This window comes from Nocardia sp. NBC_01377 (genome assembly GCF_045040005.1).
In the GTDB taxonomy this organism is placed as follows: Bacteria; Actinomycetota; Actinomycetes; order Mycobacteriales; family Mycobacteriaceae; genus Nocardia; species Nocardia noduli.
This window is the reverse complement of sequence record NZ_CP109566.1, coordinates 5591743-5610627: the sequence shown is the minus strand read 5'-3', so window position 1 is coordinate 5610627 and position 18885 is coordinate 5591743. Positions and strand designations below refer to the sequence as shown.

Genomic DNA, 18885 nt, shown 5'->3' with positions numbered 1-18885 from the left:
TTTTCCTAGGGGAGAGTTGGTGATCCGGAAGATCGTCGAAGGTTCGGACGAGCCGGAAACGAAGAGGGGGAGCCGCGAGTGGCTGCTCAGCGGGTGCCGCAGTGGTCCCGTTGTGACGGCGTACAGCCGTGTCGGGAAGAGGTTCGAACTCGCCTGCGGGAGATGCGGCCGGATGAATCGGCCGGGACATTTGTCTACATCCACAAGGAGATGTCCACCGCGACAGTACCCGGTACCGCACTTCCTGCGCAAATGGTGAACCCCGACGGCGGTCCCCACGTATCCCCTGTAGTCGTCCACAACGAGGGAGGTACGCCATGGGAGCGTTGAAGCCGTTCTACGAGGATGTCCAAGCGCACTACGACCTGTCCGACGAGTTCTATCGAATATTTCTCGACCCGTCGATGACCTACAGCTGTGCCTACTTCGAAGACGACGCGATGACGCTGGAACAGGCCCAGACCGCCAAGATCGACCTGGCGCTCGGCAAACTCGGGCTCGAACCCGGCATGCTCCTGCTCGACATCGGATGCGGTTGGGGCGCAACGATGTTCCGCGCGGCCGAGAAGTACGGGGTGCGGGTCGTCGGCCTGACGCTCAGCCGCAATCAACACGATCACGTCGCATCGGAGATCGAACGGCGCGGCCTGTCCGATGCGCGGGTACGGCTACAGGGCTGGGAGGAATTCGGCGAATCCGTGGATCGGATCGTCAGTATCGGCGCGTTCGAGCATTTCCGGCGCGAACGGTACCAGGACTTCTTCCAGCGCTGCTATCGAATCCTGCCCGCCGACGGGCGGATGCTGCTGCACACCATCGTCGGTCATACTCTCAACGACCTGCGCCGGATGAATATTCCGGTGACCCGCGAGACGGCGCTGTTCCACATCTTCATCAAGCGGGAGATCTTCCCCGGCGGGCAGTTGCCCCAGCCCGCGGTGGTGACCAGATCGGCGGGTATGGCCGGGTTCGGTACGGAGCGGATCCAGCCGCTGCAAGCGCACTACGCCCGCACCCTCGATCACTGGGCGCGCGCCCTGGTAGCCCACCGTGACGAGGCGGTGCGCCTCACGTCCGAACAGGTGTACGCCCGCTATCTGAAATACCTCACCGGCTGCGCGGCGCATTTCCGCAGCGGGCACCTGGACGTCATGCAGTTCACGCTGTCCAAGTAGCGCGTGACCCGTGAGGACACAGATGCCCGGCGCGCCACGTCGAGGTGGCGGCCGGGCGATCGGTGACGCGTGGTGGGATCAGGCCCCGTAGACCGCGTTGTAGAACTGGATGGCGCTGGCGATGCCGACGGGGACGCCGAGCACGATCATGCCCGCCGCCGCGCCGAGCGCGATGCCGACGCCCGCACCGGCGACACAGAGGCCGAGGGGTCCGGCGAAGAAGGTGGGAACGACCAGCGGAGCGCCGATGATCGCGCCCGCGACACAACCGAGGACGCCGCCGACGAGGGAGCCGACGAGGGTGCCGATACCGGTCGCGAGACCGAACTGGGTGGCGGCGACGCTCAGCGAGGAGTTGAAGTCGGCGCCGCCGATGTCCTGGGCGGCGACCGGCTGCAGCATGGTCGCCGGACGGGCGTCAGCCACGTCGGTGCTCGGTGTGAAAGTCGCGGTATTTCCGTCGACCTGGGCGGCGATCGGCCATTCCATGCCGTCCTTGAGATAGGTCAGCGGCATTCCGGCAACCAGGTTGCCCTGGCCGTCGAGCACCTGGAACTGCGAGCCCTGGGTCGTCAGCGATCCGGCGTCGGTCTTCAGTACGACGGAGTTGTCCACGATATTCGCGGTGTAGTGGATTCCGGGAAGCACATCGGTCTGGATCGTCGAACCAGGCGCGGGTGCCGGAGCCGGAGCGGCGTAGGCGGTCGCGCTTGTGACGCCAACAGCGGCGATAACCAGGGCAGATGTCGCAGCGAACTTCTTGAGCTTCATGAATTTGGAACACTTTCCTCAGCAGGAGCACCTTCGGCCCCTCGGGGCTCGAGCCGGCGCGGCTCGCAGAAGCAAACCTTCCAGTAGGTTTGTCTTCATTGATTACGGTAAGGTAACGAAACCCGCAAGTAAAGCGTCAATTCGGAGTGAACTGCGTTAGGAAGTTGTTAATTCGGACATTTAGCAAACTTTCAGCGACGTCAAATGTGGCGTAACGCACAACATCGGAGATGGAAATGTGATCAGAGGTTGCTGAGAGGTGTCTGTGTTCCGGTATCGCTCAGCCGAGCTTGGCGACGACCGCGCGCGGGAGCAACGGGAGGGCCTTGTCGATGAACCGCCACGGCCAACCGGGCACGCAGGCGCGGATCTGTTCCTTCTCGATCGCGCGAACCATCGCGGCCACACCTTTGTCCAGCGGCGCGACCAGCTTCGCGTCACCGGCCTTGGCGGCCATATCGGTCGCGATGAAACCGGGAAGCAGGGTCGTGACCGCGATGGGGCCGGGCGCCAGTTCGACCGTCAGCGCCTCGCCCAGCGCGGCCAGTCCCGCCTTGCTCGCCGAATACGCGGCCTTGGTACCGGGAAGTCCGCGCACAGCGCTCATCGAGGAGACGAGAACGAGGTGACCGGCCTGCTGGGCGCGGAAGATCTCCATCGCCGCCTCTATCTGGGCGAGCGCGCCGACGAAGTTGGTGGTCGCGGTGGCGATATTGGCGTCGGCGCGGCCGGTGCCGATCCGCGCGCCCTTGCCGAGGCCCGCGTTGACGATCACCCGGTCGAGGCCGCCGAGATCGTCACGTAATTCGCCGAAGACCCGGGGGACTGCCGCGTGATCGTCGACGTCGAGCGCTCGCACCGCGACCGTGATTCCCGGATGCGCCGCGGTGAGTTCGGCGCGCAGACTCTCCAGAGCGTCGAGCCGCCGGGCGCACAGTGCCAGATCGCGGCCCTTACGTGCGAAATCCCGTGCCATGCCCGCGCCGAGGCCTGCGCTCGCCCCGGTGATCAGAACCCTGCTTCTCGTCATGCGGCAGACGATAGCGGCGTGCCGGATCCGCCGGAGATGGTTATCCGCTCGTAGTCGATAGCGGGATTTGCCTCACATACGCTGAGGTGATGGGCCTCGGATCTTCGAAAGATTCGGTCGCGGCGCGGTTGTCATTCCCAGGCTTGCCCGCGATATCGATGGTGTGAGTGGAATACGGTCGGTCGCCGCGGGACCGCGGCGGATGTGTGGCATCCGCTGCGCTGGATTGTGCACGGATGCGGGGATCGCCGCGGTACTGGCCGCCGACCGCGCGCTACTGCACTGGCGCGCGATGCGCGGACTGGGTGGCGATACCGGGCAGGCCGAGCAGGTGGTACAGGAAACCCTGCTGCGGGCTTGGCGCTCGTGCTCGCGCTTCGACCCGGACAAGGGGTCGGTCCGGACCTGGCTGCTGGCCATCCAGCGCAACGTCATGATCGACCTCGCGCGTTCGCGCGCGATCCGGCCCGGTGACGTTCGATGGGACGAACTCGGCGATACCGGCGACGGGTGCTACGCCAGTCCGGATTTCACCGACAACGTCACCGACGGGTTGCTGGTCGCCGACCTGCTCGCGAGACTGCCCGCCGCCCAGCGCGAGGCCGTCGTCGAGGTGATCCTGCGCGATCGTGCGTATCAGGAGGTCGCCGACGATTTCGGCGTGCCGGTCGGTACGGTGAAGACCCGGGTGCACTACGCCCTGCGGTCCCTGCGCAGACTGCCGCTCGGGGCTTGATCCCCCGCCGAGGCCGCGCCGAGGAAATCGGCGCCGATCCGGTGACCTCTCGGCGATTCGACCCGTCGGCTGCCCCCTGAACAGGCATAATCGCGGTACGTTACGTTTCCGTAACAGTCCTTGCTTGGAGATGAAGACGTTGCAAGAGTGAATTACTGGGTTTGGTGTTACTAGTGGGAAGGGAGGGGTGCTCCGTTCCGGGGCACCGACACCGCACATGAAGCCAAGCATCATCAAGACCGGTATCTGCACCGCCGTGACGGCCGCGGTAGTGGTGACCGTCTCCGGGATGGTTCCGACCGCCGCCGCCGCGCCGGTCTCCCCGGACGCCGCCACCGTGCTCGTGGGCCGGACGATATTCCTCGATCCGGGCCATGCGGGCTCGAACCACAACGAGAACCTGGCACGACAGGTCGACAACGGCCGCGGTGGCACCAAGGATTGCCAGACCACCGGCATGACCTCGCTCAACGGAATACCCGAGCACACCATCAACTGGAATGTCGCCCAGCTGGTGAAGACCTCGCTGGAGAGCATCGGCGCGCGCGTGGTGTTGAGCCGCCAGGACGACGCGGGCTGGGGCGGTTGCGTCGACGACCGGGCCCGCGCGGCGAACGAGTCCGGCGCCGCTGTCGCCGTCAGCATCCACGCCGACAGCGCCCCCGCGCAGTCCAAGGGTTTCCACCTGATCGTCCCGCAGCTGCCGATTCCGAATGCCAAGGCCGACCAGGTGCAATCCACCCAGGGACTCGCGGCGTCCAAGGCGGTGCGCGACGCCTACGTCCAGGCCGGTTTCCAGCCCGCCGATTACGCCGGGGTGCGCGAAGGTCTACAGACCAGGGCCGATATCGCGGGGCCCGCGCTGACCACCGTGCCCAATATCTTCCTCGAGATGGGCAACGGCGCGAACGCCGAGGACGCGGCGGCCCTGGAATCCCCGGACGGGCAATTGCGCCACGCCCTCGCGATCACCACCGGTGTCGTCAGCTACCTGCTGTCGGCCACCCCGGCCGCCGCGCCGGGAGCCAGCGGTTCGGCGGGTGACCGCCCGGCCACCGCCCCGGCCAACCCGGTACCCGGGCAGGTCGCGCCGGGAGCGGCGGCTCCGCAGTACAAGACGGCGCCCGGGACCACCGTTCCCGGCGCGCAGTCCACGCCCGGTATCGGCACCACGCCGGGGACCGGTGCGACCCCCGGCACCGGCGCGACACCGGGCAGTGACGACATCATCGGCAGCATCACGAAGTTGCTCCTGCCGCTGGCGAAGGCACTCGGCATGGACGAATCCGCGATCAGCGGCGAACTGATCAACCTGGCGTACACGCTCGCCGCCGCACTGTTCGGTCCCACCGACTAGACGGGGACGAAACGCTCGTCTCCGACGTGACCGCGCGCGGCGGAGATCCGAAAGACCACGGAGCCGGACCTCGTCACGGGGTCCGGCTCCGCGTCGCGTCCGGGCGGGTACGGACCTTCGGTAGCCGATCGCCGCGCGGAAATCACCCCGGCCGCACCGACTAGGGTGGTCCGGGTGGCTGAGCGGATACCTGTCCTGATCGTGGCCGGTTTTCTCGGATCGGGGAAGACGACCCTGCTCAACCACCTGCTGCGCCACAATCGCGGCACCAGGATCGGCGCCGTCGTCAACGATTTCGGTGCGGTGAACATCGACGCCATGCTCGTCGCAGGGCAGGTGGACGCGACGGTGTCGTTGAGCAACGGGTGCGTCTGCTGCGCGGTCGACGTCAGCGAACTCGACGGATTGTTCACCCGGTTGGCGCATCCGAAATCCGAAATCGACGTGATCGTCGTCGAAGCGAGCGGACTGGCCGAACCGCGCAATCTCATCAGAATGGTGATCGGCAGCGACAATCCGCGCATCCGGTACGGCGGTCTGGTGGAAGTGGTCGACGCCGAGCAGTTCCCGGCGAGTCGCGAACGGCATCCGGAACTGGCGACGCACCTGAAACTCGCCGATCTGGTCGTGGTCAACAAAGCCGACAGGGTGCCGGAGGACGATCTCGACCGGCTGCGTGCCGAGATCGCGGGCATCGCGGGCCCGGTGCCGGTGTACGCGACCACCTTCGGCCGTATCGATCCCGGTCTGCTCTTCGATGAACCGCTGCGCGAGACGTCCTCGGCCGCCGAGCAGTTGAGTTTCGACGCGCTGCTCGCCGACGACCACCACGACGGGCACCACGCGGACGGGCACCACGCGGACGGTGGCCACGCGGACGGTGGCCATCGCCACATGCACGACGAGTACACGAGCGTGTCGTTCGACAGCGACAGGGAATTGGATCCGCGCAGGCTGGTCGCGTTCCTGGAGGATCCGCCCGCCGGGCTGTTCCGCGCGAAGGGCATCGCCGCGTTCGGGGTCGCCGAGGAACGGCGAAAGTTCGTGTTCCACATGGTCGGACGCCATCTCGTCTTCGAGCCGCGCGGCTGGGGCCGCGGCGAGTCACGCGCCAGCGCGGTGGTTCTGATCGGCACCGGACTCGATTCGGAGACGGTGTCGAAGCGGCTTCGCGATACCGTCCACGACGGTGACGATCCGCTGGATTCGCAGGCCATGCTCGGGGTCTGGCGCTATACGCCGCACTAACGCCGAGGATTGGCGCGTTCCGGGCGAAACTGGCGCGTTTCGTGCTTTTCGCGGGGCGTGTCAGCCACGAGACTGGAGCGAGGCCCGCCACGCCGCCGTCCCGGCACCCTCCGCACCGAGACCGCCGTCGAGCGAGGTCGATGCCCGTAGAACCGTGATCGCCGTTCAGTTCCGCGACCGATTGGAGAGTTCCGTGACCGAGACCTGCGAAAGCGCCACGGCGTACGTGATCGCCGCGCTGGAGGCCAAGGGAACCGCGACGCGCGAGGACTTCGATGTGCCTGCGATCGTGGCCGCCACCCGCGATATCGCGGACAGCTGGGATTTCGGCTCGATCGAGACATCGACCTTCTGGCGGATAGCGGCCACCTTTCTGCGGGTGTAGGGGTGGCGGCGAATCGCTCAGTCGAAACGACCGGTGCGATTCCCGGTGTCGGCGGCGGTCCAACGGCGTGCCGCCCGCCGCATCGACGCGGCGTCGGAATAGCCGACCAACTGCGCCTGCCTGGCACGACTGAGCGGACCGCTCGCGCCTGCCTGGCGCAGGATGGCGTCGCGAGCGCGGTCCAGTTCCTTGCGCCAGGTGGTGCCCGCCTCCATCAGCCGTCGTTGCAGAGTTCTCGGACTGGTCGCCAGCCTGCGCGCCACCCGTTCGAGCGAGGCGTCGCCTTCGGCGAGGGCGTCGGCCAGCGCGTCGGAGACACGGTGCGACCAGGCGGAGGCCAGTGGCGGGGGCGGGGGGAGCGCGTCGGCGAGCGGGCGCAGAATGGCGGCGAGAGTCGGATCGCTGGTGATGAGGGGGCGATCCATATCGGGGCTGCGGAAGGTCATCGCGTCGACCGCCGCCTCGAACTCGATCGCGTTCGTGCCGAACACGTCGACGAAGGTGCGGGTGTCCGAAGGCGCGCGCTGGCGCAGCGACACCCGCACCGGCACGAGCGGACCCGCGATGATGCGACGTGCCCGGCTCAGCACCGCGGTCAGGCCCCAGAGCTGCGTGAGGTCACGGGCACGACCCTCGCCCTCGATCATCTCGAGGTAGAGGCTGGTCTCGTGTTCGTTGTCCGCGACCAGGTCGAACCGGTGATTGGTGGTCACCGAGCAGACGTAGGGCCCGCAGGTCGCCAGCCCGGCCCCGAGCGTGGGTGCGGTGGAGAACAGGTAGTCGTAGAGGCCGAGCGCGGGTAGTTCGTAGCGCCGCGCGACCTCGAGCGCGACATTCGGATTGCTCAGCCCGTGCTCGCCCAATTCCCATAGCCGGGAGAAGGTCTGTGACGGCAGGTGGACGTCGTGGCCCGCCATCGTCCACTCCGGCAGGCCGGATTCCCGGATGAGTTCGTCCCGGTCGAGCCCGGCCGCGCTGAGCTGGGAGATGACGAAACGATGCAGCAATACTTGATCGGTACCCACACGCCCTCCTGCCGCACGATCGGACGAACACGCTTCGGGGCCGACGCTATCGTGGCGCTATTGATTCGTCACCGGATTCGTGTCACGGAATGGTTAATGACCACAGGCATTGACCCATTCGGACAGACCGTCGGCGAACAACTGACGCTTCCAGATCGGTACGTCGTGTTTGATGCGATCGACCAATTCCGCGCAGGTCCGGAACGCCTCGGCACGGTGCGGGGCCGCGACGGCGACCACGATGGCGAGATCCCCGATCGTCAGCGGACCGACGCGATGGACCGCCGCGACCGGTAGCCCGGAGGAAGCGGCCAGTTCGGCGCAGCACGCCCGCAGGAACCGGGCCGCTTCGGGATGGGCCGAATACTCGAGCGCGGACACCGCCTGACCTTCGTCGTGATCGCGGACCTTTCCGGTGAAGACGACGACAGCGCCGTGTTCGGGCCCGCTGACCGCGGCTTCCACTTCGGCGGGGTCGAGATCCTCGTCGCTGATGCGGGCGACGCGGACGAGTGCGTCTTCACGGGTTGTCATGACTGCCGCCTCCGGCTACTTGCGCTAGCAGGTGATCGAGAAGGGGTTCGAGGACGGCGATACCGTCCTTCACCCCGCCGGGGGATCCCGGCAGATTGACCACGACCGACGATCCCGCCAGTCCGGCCACCCCGCGGCTCAGCGCCGCGAGCGGGAATTTCGCGGTGCCGCGCTGCCGGATCGCCTCGGCGACCCCGGGCAGTTCCCGGTCGATGACCGACAGCGTCGCCTCGGGGGTCGCGTCGGTGGGTGACGCTCCGGTGCCGCCGGTGGTGACGACCAGAGACGGGCTCAGGTGCAGGGCGTCGGCCAGTCCGACGGTGATGTCGGCGTCGGCGTACACGAGCGGGCCGCGCACCGAATAGCCCAGTCCGGCAAGCCATTCGATGAGAACCGGACCGGTGGTATCGGCTCGGGTGCCCGCCGCGACACCGGTCGAGGCGACCACGACGGCGGCGGTCCTGATCGCCGCGTCGGGATCCGCCGGGCGGACGTGCACGGGTGCGGGTGCCGCCGGGCTGTCCTCGGTCTCGGGTCGCTCCCAATGTCCGTGCTTACCACCGTCTTTGGTGAGCAGCCGGACACCGTCGATGGTCGCGGCCGGATCGACGGCCTTCACCATGTCGTGCAGCGTGAGCCCGGCGACGGCGACCGCGGTGAGCGCCTCCATCTCCACGCCGGTCGGCCCCTTGGTCTTCGCGCTCGCCTCGATGGTGATGGAGGTTTCGGTGAATCCGAATTCCACCGTCACCGACGACAGCGCGAGCTGGTGGCACAGCGGGATGAGTTCGGAGGTCTTCTTCGCGCCGGAGATACCGGCGATGCGCGCGGTCGAAAGCACATCGGCCTTCGGCATGTCGTCAGCGCGCACCAGCGCGATCACCTCGGCGGTGGTACGCAGCTCACCCGCCGCGACGGCGACCCTGGTGCTGTCGGATTTCGCGCTGACATCCACCATGCGGGCCCGGCCCTCGCGGTCGACATGCGACAACTCACTCATACAACCCACCCTGGCACAATCGCGTGTCGCGACGCGAGACGCCCGCGTACACCTCTCGGGGGCGAGGTCACAGCGAGAGCACGCGGACGGTGGCGCCCGCGGGGAGTTCGGTGGTCTCGGCCGCGATATCGATGAGGACATCGGCCCACGCCATCGCCGCCACCAGATGCGAACCCTGACCCGACACCGACTCCACGCCGGCGTCGGTGACGCGCCCGCGCAGGAACTGGCGACGTCCCCCGGGTGAGCGCACCGGCTCGGTCAACGGCAACTCGCGCGTCAGGACCGGCTCCAGACCGGCCAGCCGACGCAGTATCGGTCGCGCGAAAACCTCGAACGAGACCATGGTGCTCACCGGATTGCCGGGGAAACTCAGCACCGGAACGCCGTCGACGACCGTCAGGCCCTGCGGCCCGCCCGGCTGCACCGCGACCGAGCCGAATTCGCCGCCCATCGGTGCCAGCACATCCTTGACCACCTCGAAATCACCCTTGGACACCCCGCCGGAGGTGAACACCAGATCGGCCGAACCCGTTGCCGCGGTGATCAATCGGCGGAAGACGTCGGGATCGTCGGTGCTGTGCTCGACCGAGACGACGGTGACGCCGTTGGCGCGCAACGCGGCGGCGAGCGCGATGCCGTTGGAGTTGTAGATCTGGCCGGGACGCAACGGCTGCCCGGCGGGCACGAGTTCGTCGCCGGTCGTGATCACCGCCGCGCGCACCGGAGCGAATACCGGCACCTCGGCGAGTCCGACCGCGGCCAGCGCGGCGATATGCCGCGGGGTCAACGCCGTCGCGGCGGGGACGAGCAGATCGCCCACCCGCACATCGGTCCCCGGTTCGCGGATGAACTCGCCCGCCGACCGGCCGCGATCGATGACGACCTGCGCGCCGTCGGCTCGCGTGTCCTCCACCGGCACCACGCAGTCGGCGCCCGGCGGGATCGGTGCGCCGGTCATCACCTTGACGGCCGCGCCCGGCGGCAGCGGATCCCGGCCCGCGTCGCCCGCGGCCACCACACCGGCCATCGGCAGCGTCACCGGCGTCACCGCGATCGAGTCGGCGCGGACCGCGTAACCGTCCATGGCGGAATTGCGGAAGACCGGCAACTCGACCGGCGAGCGCACATCCTCGGACAATTGCCTGCCGAGCGCCCGCGGCACCGGTACGGATTCGATCGCGCGCGCCGCCAACGGGCGCAGCAACCGTTCGATGGTGTCGCGGTACTCGTCGACGGACCTGGCCGGGATGCGGACGGGCCGAGAGCTCATGGGAATCAGCCTATCGTTCGCCCCCGGCCGGGCCGCGCGGTCGTCGCCGATCGCGACTCACCGCGTGACATGCTCATTCGTGAGGTCGTGGCGACCCCGTGACGTTTCGCCGCCCCACGGTCCTCCCGGGGTCGGCGTGGTCATAATGGGAGTGTGACGTTGGTCGAGATGGGCATTCCCGCGGTTCGGTCCGGCCGCCCCTCGCTCGACGGACGACCGGAAACGCCATACCTGGTGGACCGATTCGGGCGGGTCGCGCGAGATCTCCGCGTCTCGATCACCGAGAAGTGTTCACTGCGCTGCACCTACTGCATGCCCGAGGAAGGGCTGCCGCCGATCCCGGTGGACGAACTGCTGACCGTCGACGAGATCGTCCGACTGGTCGCGCTCGCCGTGACCCAACTCGGCGTGCGCGAGGTCCGGTTCACCGGTGGCGAGCCGCTGCTGCGCCGCGATCTGGAGAAGATCATCGAGGGCTGTCACGAGCGGGCGCCCGAGACACCACTGGCGATGACGACCAACGGCGTCGGCCTCCGGCATCGCGCGCGCGGCCTCGCGGCGGCCGGACTCGGCCGGGTCAATGTCTCGCTCGATACCGTCGATCGGCGCGGATTCGCCCGGCTGACCAGGCGTGACCGCCTCGATTCGGTGTTCGCCGGTATCAGGGCGGCCCGCGACGCGGGTCTGGCGCCGGTGAAGGTGAACGCCGTGCTGATGCGTGACACCCTGTCCGGTGCGCCGGACCTGCTGCGCTGGTGTCTGGACGAGGGCTGTGAACTGCGCTTCATCGAGGAGATGCCACTCGACGCCGATCACGAGTGGGCGCGCGCGGAGATGGTGACCGCCGCCGAACTGCTCGACGTGCTCGGCGCTCGATTCACGCTCACCGAGGCGGGGCGCAGCGATCCGTCCGCGCCCGCGGAGAAATGGTTCGTCGACGGCGGCCCCGCGACCGTCGGCATCATCGCCACCGTCACCCGCAAATTCTGCGACACCTGTGACCGGACCCGGCTCACCGCCGACGGGATGCTGCGCTCGTGCCTGTTCAGCGATCAGGAGTTCGACCTGCGCCAGGCCCTGCGCGGTGGCGCCGACGACGACGATATCGCCGCCATCTGGCGCGGCGCGATGTGGAACAAATGGGCGGGTCACGGTATCGACGCCGAGAATTTCGTCCCACCGGAACGCACGATGGGAGCCATCGGTGGTTGAGGTCCGCTATTTCGCCGCGATCGCCGATGCCGTCGGCAAGGACAGCGAGGTGCTGGAACTGCCCACCGACGCCACCATCGCCGATCTGCGCCTGACCCTCGCCGCCGCCTACGGCCCCGGACTCGACACCATGCTCGGGGTCTGCGCGTACCTGATCGGTGACGAACTCACCCGCGACCCGTCGGCCGCGCTCACCCGCCGCGTCGATGTGCTGCCCCCGTTCGCGGGCGGCTGACCCGCGCGCCCGGCCCGTCCGGAAAATATTCGCCGATCGATGTAGAGATCCGATCCGGCGTTCGTCGTCCTGGTAGAGAGGGGTACGAGATCCCCTCGGAACTGGGAAGGATGGCGACATGTACTACCTGGCGACATTGACCGGACGTGAGGACGGACCCGACGCCCAGCCGGGCACACCGGAATTCGAGGCGATGGTGGCGCGCTACGGCGCCTTCGAGGAACGGGCGGGAGCCGCGATAGCGGGCGGCGCCGCCCTGTATCCGTCGGCTACGGCGGTGACGGTGCGCCCCGGTGCGGGCGCGGCACTGGTCACCGACGGCCCCTACCCCGAGCAGGCGGAGGTGATCGGGGGTTTCTACGTCCTGGACTGCGCCGACCTGGACGAGGCCATCGAATGCGCCCGCAGGATTCCGGCGGCCGAGGACGGCACCGTGGAATTGCGGCCGTTGATCATGTACTCCCCGCACGAGACGCCGGGACCGGACTGGTGGCTGGCGCTGCTGTGGGCGGTGCCGGACACGGTCGTCGTGCCGAACTCGGCCGGGCGCTGGCCACGGTCGCCCGTATGGTCGGCGATATCGCGACCGCCGAGGACGCTGTGCAGGAGGCTTTCGCCGACGCGTTGCGCACCTGGCCCGTCGTCGGGATGCCCGCGAATCCCGGAGCCTGGATCACCACCGCGGCACGCCACCGCGCCCTGGACCGGGTGCGGCGCGAATCCGCCCGAACCATCAAGGAACACAATGCCTTCCGGCTCGACGGCAGCCGGATGGGTGCGCTCGCCGTCGAGCCGGAGGAGATCGAGATGTCGCCGGTCGTCGACGATCAGCTCCGGATGATCTTCACCTGCTGTCACCCCGCTCTTTCCGTCGAATCGCGGGTGGCGCTGACGCTGCGACTGGTGTGCGGGTTGCGGACCGCGGAGATCGCGCGGGCCTTCCAGCAACCTGAACACACTGTCGCGCAACGACTCACCCGCGCCAAGGCGAAGATCCGCGCCGCCGGTATCCCGCTGCGGGTGCCGCCCGCGCATCTGCTGCCCGAACGCACCCCGGCCGTGTTGGCGTGCGTCTACCTGGTTTTCAGCGAGGGCTACTTCGCGACCGCCGGACCATCGGCGATCCGGGACGAACTGTGCGACGAAGCCGTTCGGCTCGGCAGACTGCTGTGCGCCCTGCTGCCGGAGGAACCCGAGGCCCGCGCCCTGCTCGCCCTTATGCTGCTCAACGACAGTCGTCGCGCCGAACGTCGTTCCGCCGACGGCGAACTGGTGCCCCTGGAGGAACAGGACCGGAGCCGGTGGAACCGCGCCGAGATCGACGCGGGCCTGCGCTGTCTGATCTCGGCCGCCGAAACCGGCGGTAGCGGAACGTATCTGGCACAGGCGCGGATCGCGGGCGCGCACGCCGTCGCCGCGACCTGGGCGCGGACCGATTGGTGCGCGGTGGTGGGTGGGTACGACGAATTGCTCCGGCACACCCGCTCGCCGGTCGCCGAGGTGAACCGGTCCGTCGCGGTCGGCTTCCGCGACGGATTCCAGGCGGGCTGGACCGCGCTGGACGCCGTCGCCGATCACCCGCGCCTGGCCGGTTCCCACCTGGTCGCGGCCACCCGCGCGGATATGTTGTCGCGCGCGGGTCGCACGGCCGAGGCCGTCGAGTACTACCGGCAGGCGGTGGACCTCGCCGCCAACGACCAGGTCCGCCGATTCCTCACCCGGCGGATCACCGAGATCACCGGGTGAGCGAAGGCCGTCATCGTCAGGGCACCGACCGCGCGGAAGCCTCCGAATGAGTGGAGGGCGACCGAGCGGACCTCATCGCCTTGCCCCGCATGCCGAATAACGTTCAGCGCCACCAGGTGTCGAGCGGTGTCACGGGGACGGTGCGCTTGTGCCGGGTGTTGCGGTAGATGGTCTCCAGCTTCTCGGCGACCTCGGGAGTGACGTCCTCACCCTCGAGGTAGTCGTCGATCTCGCTGTAGCGCAGGCCGAGGGCTTCCTCGTCCGGCAGCGCGGGCCGGTCGTCTTCCAGGTCTGCGGTGGGAACCTTCGACCAGATACTGCTCGGCGCGCCGAGTTCCTGGAGCAGCGCCGCGCCTTGGCGTTTGGTGAGTCCGGTGAGCGGTGTGAGATCGACGCCGCCGTCACCGTATTTGGTGAAGAAGCCGGTGACCGCCTCGGCCGCGTGATCGGTACCGACGACGAGGAGATTCTCCTGGCCCGCGATGGCGTACTGGACGACCATGCGTTCGCGGGCCTTCACATTGCCGCGTACGAAATCCCGGAGTTTGTCCACCGACAGCGCCGAGGCCACCTCGCCCGCCACCGCGTTGGCTCCCGGCCGGATATTGACGACCACCGAGCGGTCGGGTTGGACGAATCGCATGGCGACCCTGGCGTCGACCTCGTCGGATTGGACACCGTAGGGCAGCCGGACCGCGACGAAGGTGGCGTCCGCCATCCCGTCCGCGCGCAATTGCTCGACGGCCAGCTGGCACAGCCGCCCGGTGAGCGCGCTGTCCTGACCGCCGCTGATGCCGAGCGCGAAACCCCGTGCGGGCGTGCTTCGCAGAAACTCCACGAGGAAATCGACGCGACGTCGGACTTCGACCTTCGGCTCGATAGTCGGCTGGACGCCCAACTCGGAGATTATCTGTTCACGCACACTGCCCATGGCAGCTCACTCTACTGGCGGACGCGGCCCGACGATCCGCTCTATGAAGGCTTCCCAGTTGTCGCCGATCTGTACGCGGTCGTACCCGAGGACCCGCATCTGGTACATCACGAGCGGGGCGTCCAGCACCGCGAGCACGGTATCCGCCAGCAGCGGGATCTCCCCGGTCGCGCCCGCCTCGCGCAGCAATATCGACACGTGTGTCTTCAGCAGGTTGTAGGGGCCGCCGGTGTAGCGTTCGCCCGCCTCGCTGATCTCCGCCGCGCGGTGCAGTTCGCCCTCGACCTCGATATCGAGCAGTCGCGCCCGTCCGAACGCGACCAGGCGTCGCACCGGTGGCGCGCCGGGGCCGAGCGGTGGCGGTCCGAACATGAACGCGTCCTGGTATTTGCGTTCGGAATGGTCGAGCAGGGCGCGCATCAGACCCGAACGGCTGCCGAAGCGGCGGAAGACCGTGCCCTTGCCGACGCCCGCGCGTTTGGCGAGTTCGTCCATCGTCAGCGCGTCGACGCCGTGCTCGCGCACCAGCTGTTGGGCCGTGTCCAGCAGCAATCGCCGGTTGCGCGCCGCGTCGGCGCGTTCGGTGGGCTCCGAAGCGCCGAGCAGCGGCGCGCCGATGCCGAGCAGACGGGGCGTCGGCGCGGGTTCACCGGGCTCGGCCTCGTCGGGCAGAGGTGTGCTGTAGGTCACGGGCCTGTCGGGCTTTCTGGGGAATGGAATCGGACCATGGTCCGGTTAGTTCGGAGTGAAAGTTCGGATACCGCATTCATTCGGATACCGCATTCAGTAGACCAGGAGTCGTCATGAGCCAGCCCCGCATTCTCGCACTTGTCGGCAGCCTTCGCGCCGCGTCGATCAACCGCAAACTCGCTGAGGCCGCCGTCCAGACCGCGCCGGAGGGTGTCGAGGTCACCATCTACGAAGGGCTCGGGGATATCCCGTTCTACAACGAGGACATCGACGTCCCCGGTTCGGTGCCCGCCGCCGCCCAGGCGCTGCGTGACGCCGTCGCCGCCGCCGACGGCCTGCTGCTGGTAACCCCCGAATACAACGGGACCACCTCCGCGGTACTCAAGAACGCCATCGACTGGGCCTCCCGCCCGTACGGCGCGGGCGCGCTCAAGGATCGCCCGGTCGCCGTGCTGAGCGGTTCGATCAGCCCGAACGCCGCGAAGTGGGCCCACGGCGACACCGTCAAGTCGGTCGGCGTCGCCGGTGGACGGGTCATCGAGGAAGCGCACCTGCACTTCGCCGGTTTCGGCGAGCGTTTCGCCGACGCGCACCCGCGTGAGGACGCGCAGGCGCTGACCGAACTCGCGGGCGCTGTCGCCGCGCTGGTCGAGGCCGCGCGCGGCACCCTGGTCTCCGCCTGACCCACTGGCGACACCCCACCCGAACGCCGTTTCCTCATACCGCCTCCGTCCCGATTTTCGGGCCGGAGGCGGTCTTGTCCGTGTGACGGACGGCCTCGGTTCGCCCGTGATCATTTCGGTATCGCCTTCGTCGTCGCACGAGTTCACGTTCGGGCCGCCGCACGCCACTACATGGGCAAAGCGGTACGTCTGGAAAGGCAACTCGATGAACGGGGACGTGGTCGGTGCGGTCGTGGTGATCGCGGGTCTCGCCATACAGGTGGTGCAGGCCGGGATCGCGGGTATGCAGTTGCGCAGTACGCTGCGCCGGGATAGGGGGCTGGTGCCGACGTGGCAGTGCGTGCCTCCCTCCGAAGAGTTCGCCGATCCGGGATATCGCGCCCATGCTGGTGGGACAGCTGCGCGACAGCAGGCTCGAACGGGGGCCCGTGATGACGATCTACGTCACTGACCGGTCGATGACCAGCGACCGCACGCCGGAGTCGGCGTGGTCGGTCGGTGGGGGGTGGCGGCTGAGCTGGCTGCCGGAAGTCGAACTGAGCCGCCGCGACGCGATGCTCGGCATGACCATCGACGAACTGCTCAGCGATCCGGAACTGGTCGACGACGTCGAGATCTTCCGGATCGTCACCGAACACGCCGAACGGCTCGGCTGCACGGGGGAACAGGCGGCACTCGCGCTGGCGCGGCGCCTGCTCGACCGATTGGCCGACGCCTCGCCGCGACTGGTCGAGCAGCTCGTGCTCGCCGAGGACGCCGCCGAGCGGGCCAGGGTGCGCGCGGCGGCGCATCGCGCGGGCGTCGATCGTGAGGAGTTCGCCGCCTTCTATCGGGATTTCATGCCGCGACTGGTGGCCTTCGTGATCCGCCACGGCGCGCAGCCCGCCGACGCGGCCGATATCGCGCAGGAGACCATGATCGAGGCCTATCGCTCCTGGCCGAGGATCACCTCCCCGTCGGCGTGGTGCTTCCATGTCGCGCACCGCAAATTCCTGCGGGCAAGGACGTCGCGGTACGAACACCCTCGGGAACTGCTCGCCGAGCAGCGTTCCGCTCTGACACCACCGGAGGTGGAGTTCCTCGGCAACGACACCGCGCAGCGCGTACTGGCACGGCTGCCGGGGCGGCAACGCCAGATCATGGCGTGGATCATGTTCGGATTCACCCCCAAAGAGATCGCGGAGGAGCTGAAGATCAGCCCCGAAGCGGTGCGTGGCAGCCTGAAGAAGGCACGCCGCGCACTGGCGATCATGGCCGGCGACGAGAGGGATCGAGATGACCGAGCAGACAACAGATGAGGTGGTCGAAGCGCTGGCCCGACACGACCGCGCACTCGTCACCGCCCTCGCCGAAACGCTCGACCTGACCGCCGGTCTGCGGGATGTGTTCCACCGCGCGCCCGTCCGAGCGGGCTGCCCGGTGACGGGACCGCCGCGTCCGCCCGATTCCGCCGCGCTGGAACCCGCGTATTCGCGCGCCTGGCTGCGACTGCTCGCCGTCGGCCGCCCCGGTTAGCGGCGGTTAGCGGGCCTCGACCCGCGTTTGCGACCATCGCCTCCGTGTCCGATCCGGGACGGGGGCGATCTCGTGTGCCCGGTGTTCCCGGGTGCTGCGGCAGGGGTGGGCGATACGGTCGTGGCCGGTGTGACACAGGTGCCGCATGTGTTTGCTGAGAATAAGCTCCGGTATGAAATTGTGATGTATGACACCCTCGTGCCGGGTGGTGAATCGACTGTCCTGGGACTTACCGCGTGGGAATTACATCCGTGCGACTCGCAACATGTCGTGTTGTATGAATCTGTCGGCCACTAGGTGTAGTGTCTTGCTCACTGGAAGACGGCAGGAATCCACCGCGTGAACCATCTCGGCCCGATGGGCCTGAGCAGGGGTCGAAGGGGATTTCCGAGTCGGATCCAGGAGTTTGCGCAGCGTACATCGGAGCATGCATCGCCAGCGGCCGTTCACCGGTCGCTCGATCGATCGGCATACGGATCACCGGCTGTGGACTAGGCATAGGAGAGAGGGATATATGACCGTCACCGTGTATACCAAGCCCGCTTGCGTCCAGTGCAATGCCACCTACAAGGCGCTCGACAAGGTCGGGGTGGAATACGAAGTCATCGACATCTCCGTGAACGACGAGGCCCGTGACTACGTCATGGCGCTGGGGTACCTGCAGGCGCCGGTCGTCGTCGCAGGTGAGGACCACTGGTCCGGGTTCCGGCCCGACCGCATCAAATCTCTGGCGACCGTGGCGGCCTGACCCGTCCCGTTCGTTCCGGCAGGGGAGGGGAGGTAGTCGGCATGACCGAAGTTTCCACCCTGGGGTACGGGGGTCACTCCGCAGGCTCCGCTTCGGAGTGTTCGGGTCACTCCGCAGGCTCCGCTCCCGCCGCGCTGGTGTACTTCTCCAGCGCATCGGAGAACACGCACCGCTTCGTCGAGAAGCTGGGAATCCCGGCGACTCGAATACCACTGCACACCGCCGATTCGCTGCGCGTCGACGAACCGTACGTGCTGATCGTCCCCACCTACGGGGGCGGTCGGCATGTGCTGGGGGGTGACCGATCCGACAAGGATTTCGTCCCGCGGCAGGTCGCCAAGTTCCTCAACGATCCGCACAATCGCGCTCTGTTGCGCGGGGTCATCGCGGCGGGCAACACGAACTTCGGCGATACCTTCTGCTATGCGGGAGAGGTGATCTCGCGCAAATGCGGGGTGCCGTACCTGTATCGCTTCGAACTCATGGGAACCGCTGAGGACGTGGAACGCGTCCGAGAGGGATTGGGATTGTTTTGGCAACAGCAACCACCGCACCGACCGGTAAAGCAGCTCGTCTAGAGCAGGCACCGGT

21 protein-coding genes and 1 pseudogene are annotated in these 18885 nt (G+C 67.9%); 14 read left to right on the top strand and 8 right to left on the bottom strand.

The genetic code is table 11. The features are described 5' to 3' along the window. Positions 1-317 precede the first annotated feature (317 nt). A complete protein-coding gene (locus tag OG225_RS25815) occupies positions 318-1175 on the top strand; it encodes a cyclopropane mycolic acid synthase family methyltransferase (protein ID WP_405177637.1) in 858 nt (285 codons plus the stop codon). Positions 1176-1253: 78 nt separating this feature from the next. On the opposite strand, the gene OG225_RS25810 is transcribed toward OG225_RS25815, so the two are convergent. Further along, positions 1254-1946 (bottom strand): hypothetical protein, encoded by a 693-nt coding sequence (locus OG225_RS25810; protein ID WP_216911918.1) that lies wholly within the window; start codon positions 1944-1946, stop codon positions 1254-1256. Positions 1947-2226: 280 nt separating this feature from the next. Next, the gene (locus tag OG225_RS25805) at positions 2227-2976 is read right to left on the bottom strand and encodes an SDR family oxidoreductase (RefSeq protein WP_405177636.1); all 750 of its coding nucleotides are present in this window, start codon (positions 2974-2976) and stop codon (positions 2227-2229) included. 226 nt (positions 2977-3202) lie between these two features. Between OG225_RS25805 and OG225_RS25800 the strand changes: the two genes are divergently transcribed. The 4 genes from OG225_RS25800 to OG225_RS25785 all read left to right on the top strand — a co-directional run bounded on the left by OG225_RS25800 (position 3203) and on the right by OG225_RS25785 (position 6702). Then, entirely contained in the window at positions 3203-3712 is a 510-nt protein-coding gene (locus tag OG225_RS25800) for a sigma-70 family RNA polymerase sigma factor (protein WP_254190049.1), read from the top strand. A 217-nt stretch (positions 3713-3929) separates the two neighbouring features. Continuing rightward, positions 3930-5069: an N-acetylmuramoyl-L-alanine amidase gene (locus tag OG225_RS25795; RefSeq protein WP_405177635.1), complete on the top strand. Its 1140-nt coding sequence runs from the start codon at positions 3930-3932 to the stop codon at positions 5067-5069. Positions 5070-5243: 174 nt separating this feature from the next. Then, positions 5244-6317, top strand: a complete 1074-nt coding sequence (locus tag OG225_RS25790) for a CobW family GTP-binding protein (protein ID WP_405177634.1) — start codon at positions 5244-5246, stop codon at positions 6315-6317. 193 nt (positions 6318-6510) lie between these two features. After that, positions 6511-6702, top strand: a complete 192-nt coding sequence (locus OG225_RS25785; protein ID WP_109528558.1) for a hypothetical protein — start codon at positions 6511-6513, stop codon at positions 6700-6702. Between the two features lie 17 nt (positions 6703-6719). Here OG225_RS25785 and OG225_RS25780 read toward each other — a convergent pair whose 3' ends face one another. From OG225_RS25780 to glp, 4 genes are all read right to left on the bottom strand, one after another. Next, a complete protein-coding gene (locus tag OG225_RS25780; protein WP_405177633.1) occupies positions 6720-7727 on the bottom strand; it encodes an AraC family transcriptional regulator ligand-binding domain-containing protein in 1008 nt (335 codons plus the stop codon). Positions 7728-7820: 93 nt separating this feature from the next. Further along, on the bottom strand, positions 7821-8261 hold the full coding sequence (locus OG225_RS25775) for a molybdenum cofactor biosynthesis protein MoaE (protein ID WP_355086464.1): 441 nt from the start codon (positions 8259-8261) through the stop codon (positions 7821-7823). Further along, complete coding sequence (moaCB, locus tag OG225_RS25770) at positions 8248-9261, bottom strand: bifunctional molybdenum cofactor biosynthesis protein MoaC/MoaB (protein WP_405177632.1); 1014 nt, start codon at positions 9259-9261, stop codon at positions 8248-8250. The genes OG225_RS25775 and moaCB overlap by 14 nt, the downstream gene beginning before the upstream one ends. A gap of 67 nt (positions 9262-9328) precedes the next feature. Beyond that, positions 9329-10534, bottom strand: a complete 1206-nt coding sequence (gene glp, locus OG225_RS25765; RefSeq protein ID WP_405177631.1) for a gephyrin-like molybdotransferase Glp — start codon at positions 10532-10534, stop codon at positions 9329-9331. A gap of 153 nt (positions 10535-10687) precedes the next feature. On the opposite strand from glp, the gene moaA reads away from it, so the two are divergent. From moaA to OG225_RS25745, 4 genes and pseudogenes are all read left to right on the top strand, one after another. Beyond that, positions 10688-11746 (top strand): GTP 3',8-cyclase MoaA, encoded by a 1059-nt coding sequence (gene moaA, locus OG225_RS25760; protein ID WP_405177630.1) that lies wholly within the window; start codon positions 10688-10690, stop codon positions 11744-11746. After that, positions 11739-11981 carry a MoaD/ThiS family protein gene (locus OG225_RS25755; protein WP_405177629.1) on the top strand — a complete coding sequence of 81 codons (243 nt, stop codon included), beginning with the start codon at positions 11739-11741 and terminating at the stop codon, positions 11979-11981. The genes moaA and OG225_RS25755 overlap by 8 nt, the downstream gene beginning before the upstream one ends. A 118-nt stretch (positions 11982-12099) precedes the next feature. Continuing rightward, positions 12100-12375 (top strand): annotated as a pseudogene (locus OG225_RS25750) (YciI family protein); the annotation flags it as partial. 95 nt (positions 12376-12470) lie between these two features. Then, entirely contained in the window at positions 12471-13727 is a 1257-nt protein-coding gene (locus tag OG225_RS25745; protein ID WP_405177628.1) for an RNA polymerase sigma factor, read from the top strand. A 103-nt stretch (positions 13728-13830) separates the two neighbouring features. Here OG225_RS25745 and nadE read toward each other — a convergent pair whose 3' ends face one another. Further along, positions 13831-14658, bottom strand: coding sequence for an ammonia-dependent NAD(+) synthetase (nadE, locus tag OG225_RS25740; RefSeq protein ID WP_405177627.1), 828 nt, complete (start codon positions 14656-14658; stop codon positions 13831-13833). 6 nt (positions 14659-14664) lie between these two features. Beyond that, positions 14665-15285 carry a TetR/AcrR family transcriptional regulator gene (locus OG225_RS25735; protein WP_405183369.1) on the bottom strand — a complete coding sequence of 207 codons (621 nt, stop codon included), beginning with the start codon at positions 15283-15285 and terminating at the stop codon, positions 14665-14667. Positions 15286-15461: 176 nt separating this feature from the next. On the opposite strand from OG225_RS25735, the gene OG225_RS25730 reads away from it, so the two are divergent. From OG225_RS25730 to nrdI, 5 genes are all read left to right on the top strand, one after another. Continuing rightward, the gene (locus OG225_RS25730; protein WP_216911958.1) at positions 15462-16031 is read left to right on the top strand and encodes an NAD(P)H-dependent oxidoreductase; all 570 of its coding nucleotides are present in this window, start codon (positions 15462-15464) and stop codon (positions 16029-16031) included. A gap of 383 nt (positions 16032-16414) precedes the next feature. Next, a complete protein-coding gene (locus tag OG225_RS25725; protein WP_405177626.1) occupies positions 16415-17329 on the top strand; it encodes an RNA polymerase sigma factor in 915 nt (304 codons plus the stop codon). After that, on the top strand, positions 17307-17546 hold the full coding sequence (locus OG225_RS25720; protein WP_405177625.1) for a hypothetical protein: 240 nt from the start codon (positions 17307-17309) through the stop codon (positions 17544-17546). Before OG225_RS25725 ends, OG225_RS25720 begins: the two co-directional genes overlap by 23 nt. A 514-nt stretch (positions 17547-18060) precedes the next feature. Next, the gene (gene nrdH / locus OG225_RS25715) at positions 18061-18294 is read left to right on the top strand and encodes a glutaredoxin-like protein NrdH (protein ID WP_405177624.1); all 234 of its coding nucleotides are present in this window, start codon (positions 18061-18063) and stop codon (positions 18292-18294) included. A gap of 41 nt (positions 18295-18335) precedes the next feature. Beyond that, on the top strand, positions 18336-18872 hold the full coding sequence (gene nrdI / locus OG225_RS25710) for a class Ib ribonucleoside-diphosphate reductase assembly flavoprotein NrdI (RefSeq protein ID WP_405177623.1): 537 nt from the start codon (positions 18336-18338) through the stop codon (positions 18870-18872). The last annotated feature ends 13 nt before the right edge of the window (positions 18873-18885 follow it).

Bases quoted from the DNA above. Each gene is read 5' to 3' on its own strand.
- OG225_RS25815 (WP_405177637.1), top strand. From the start codon at position 318: ATGGGAGCGTTGAAGCCGTTCTACGAGGATGTCCAAGCGCACTACGAC.
- OG225_RS25810 (WP_216911918.1), bottom strand. From the start codon at position 1,946: ATGAAGCTCAAGAAGTTCGCTGCGACATCTGCCCTGGTTATCGCCGCT.
- OG225_RS25805 (WP_405177636.1), bottom strand. From the start codon at position 2,976: ATGACGAGAAGCAGGGTTCTGATCACCGGGGCGAGCGCAGGCCTCGGC.
- OG225_RS25795 (WP_405177635.1), top strand. From the start codon at position 3,930: ATGAAGCCAAGCATCATCAAGACCGGTATCTGCACCGCCGTGACGGCC.
- OG225_RS25775 (WP_355086464.1), bottom strand. From the start codon at position 8,261: ATGACAACCCGTGAAGACGCACTCGTCCGCGTCGCCCGCATCAGCGAC.
- moaCB (WP_405177632.1), bottom strand. From the start codon at position 9,261: ATGAGTGAGTTGTCGCATGTCGACCGCGAGGGCCGGGCCCGCATGGTG.
- glp (WP_405177631.1), bottom strand. From the start codon at position 10,534: ATGAGCTCTCGGCCCGTCCGCATCCCGGCCAGGTCCGTCGACGAGTAC.
- nadE (WP_405177627.1), bottom strand. From the start codon at position 14,658: ATGGGCAGTGTGCGTGAACAGATAATCTCCGAGTTGGGCGTCCAGCCG.
- OG225_RS25730 (WP_216911958.1), top strand. From the start codon at position 15,462: ATGAGCCAGCCCCGCATTCTCGCACTTGTCGGCAGCCTTCGCGCCGCG.
- OG225_RS25725 (WP_405177626.1), top strand. From the start codon at position 16,415: ATGCTGGTGGGACAGCTGCGCGACAGCAGGCTCGAACGGGGGCCCGTG.
- OG225_RS25720 (WP_405177625.1), top strand. From the start codon at position 17,307: ATGACCGAGCAGACAACAGATGAGGTGGTCGAAGCGCTGGCCCGACAC.
- nrdH (WP_405177624.1), top strand. From the start codon at position 18,061: ATGACCGTCACCGTGTATACCAAGCCCGCTTGCGTCCAGTGCAATGCC.
- nrdI (WP_405177623.1), top strand. From the start codon at position 18,336: ATGACCGAAGTTTCCACCCTGGGGTACGGGGGTCACTCCGCAGGCTCC.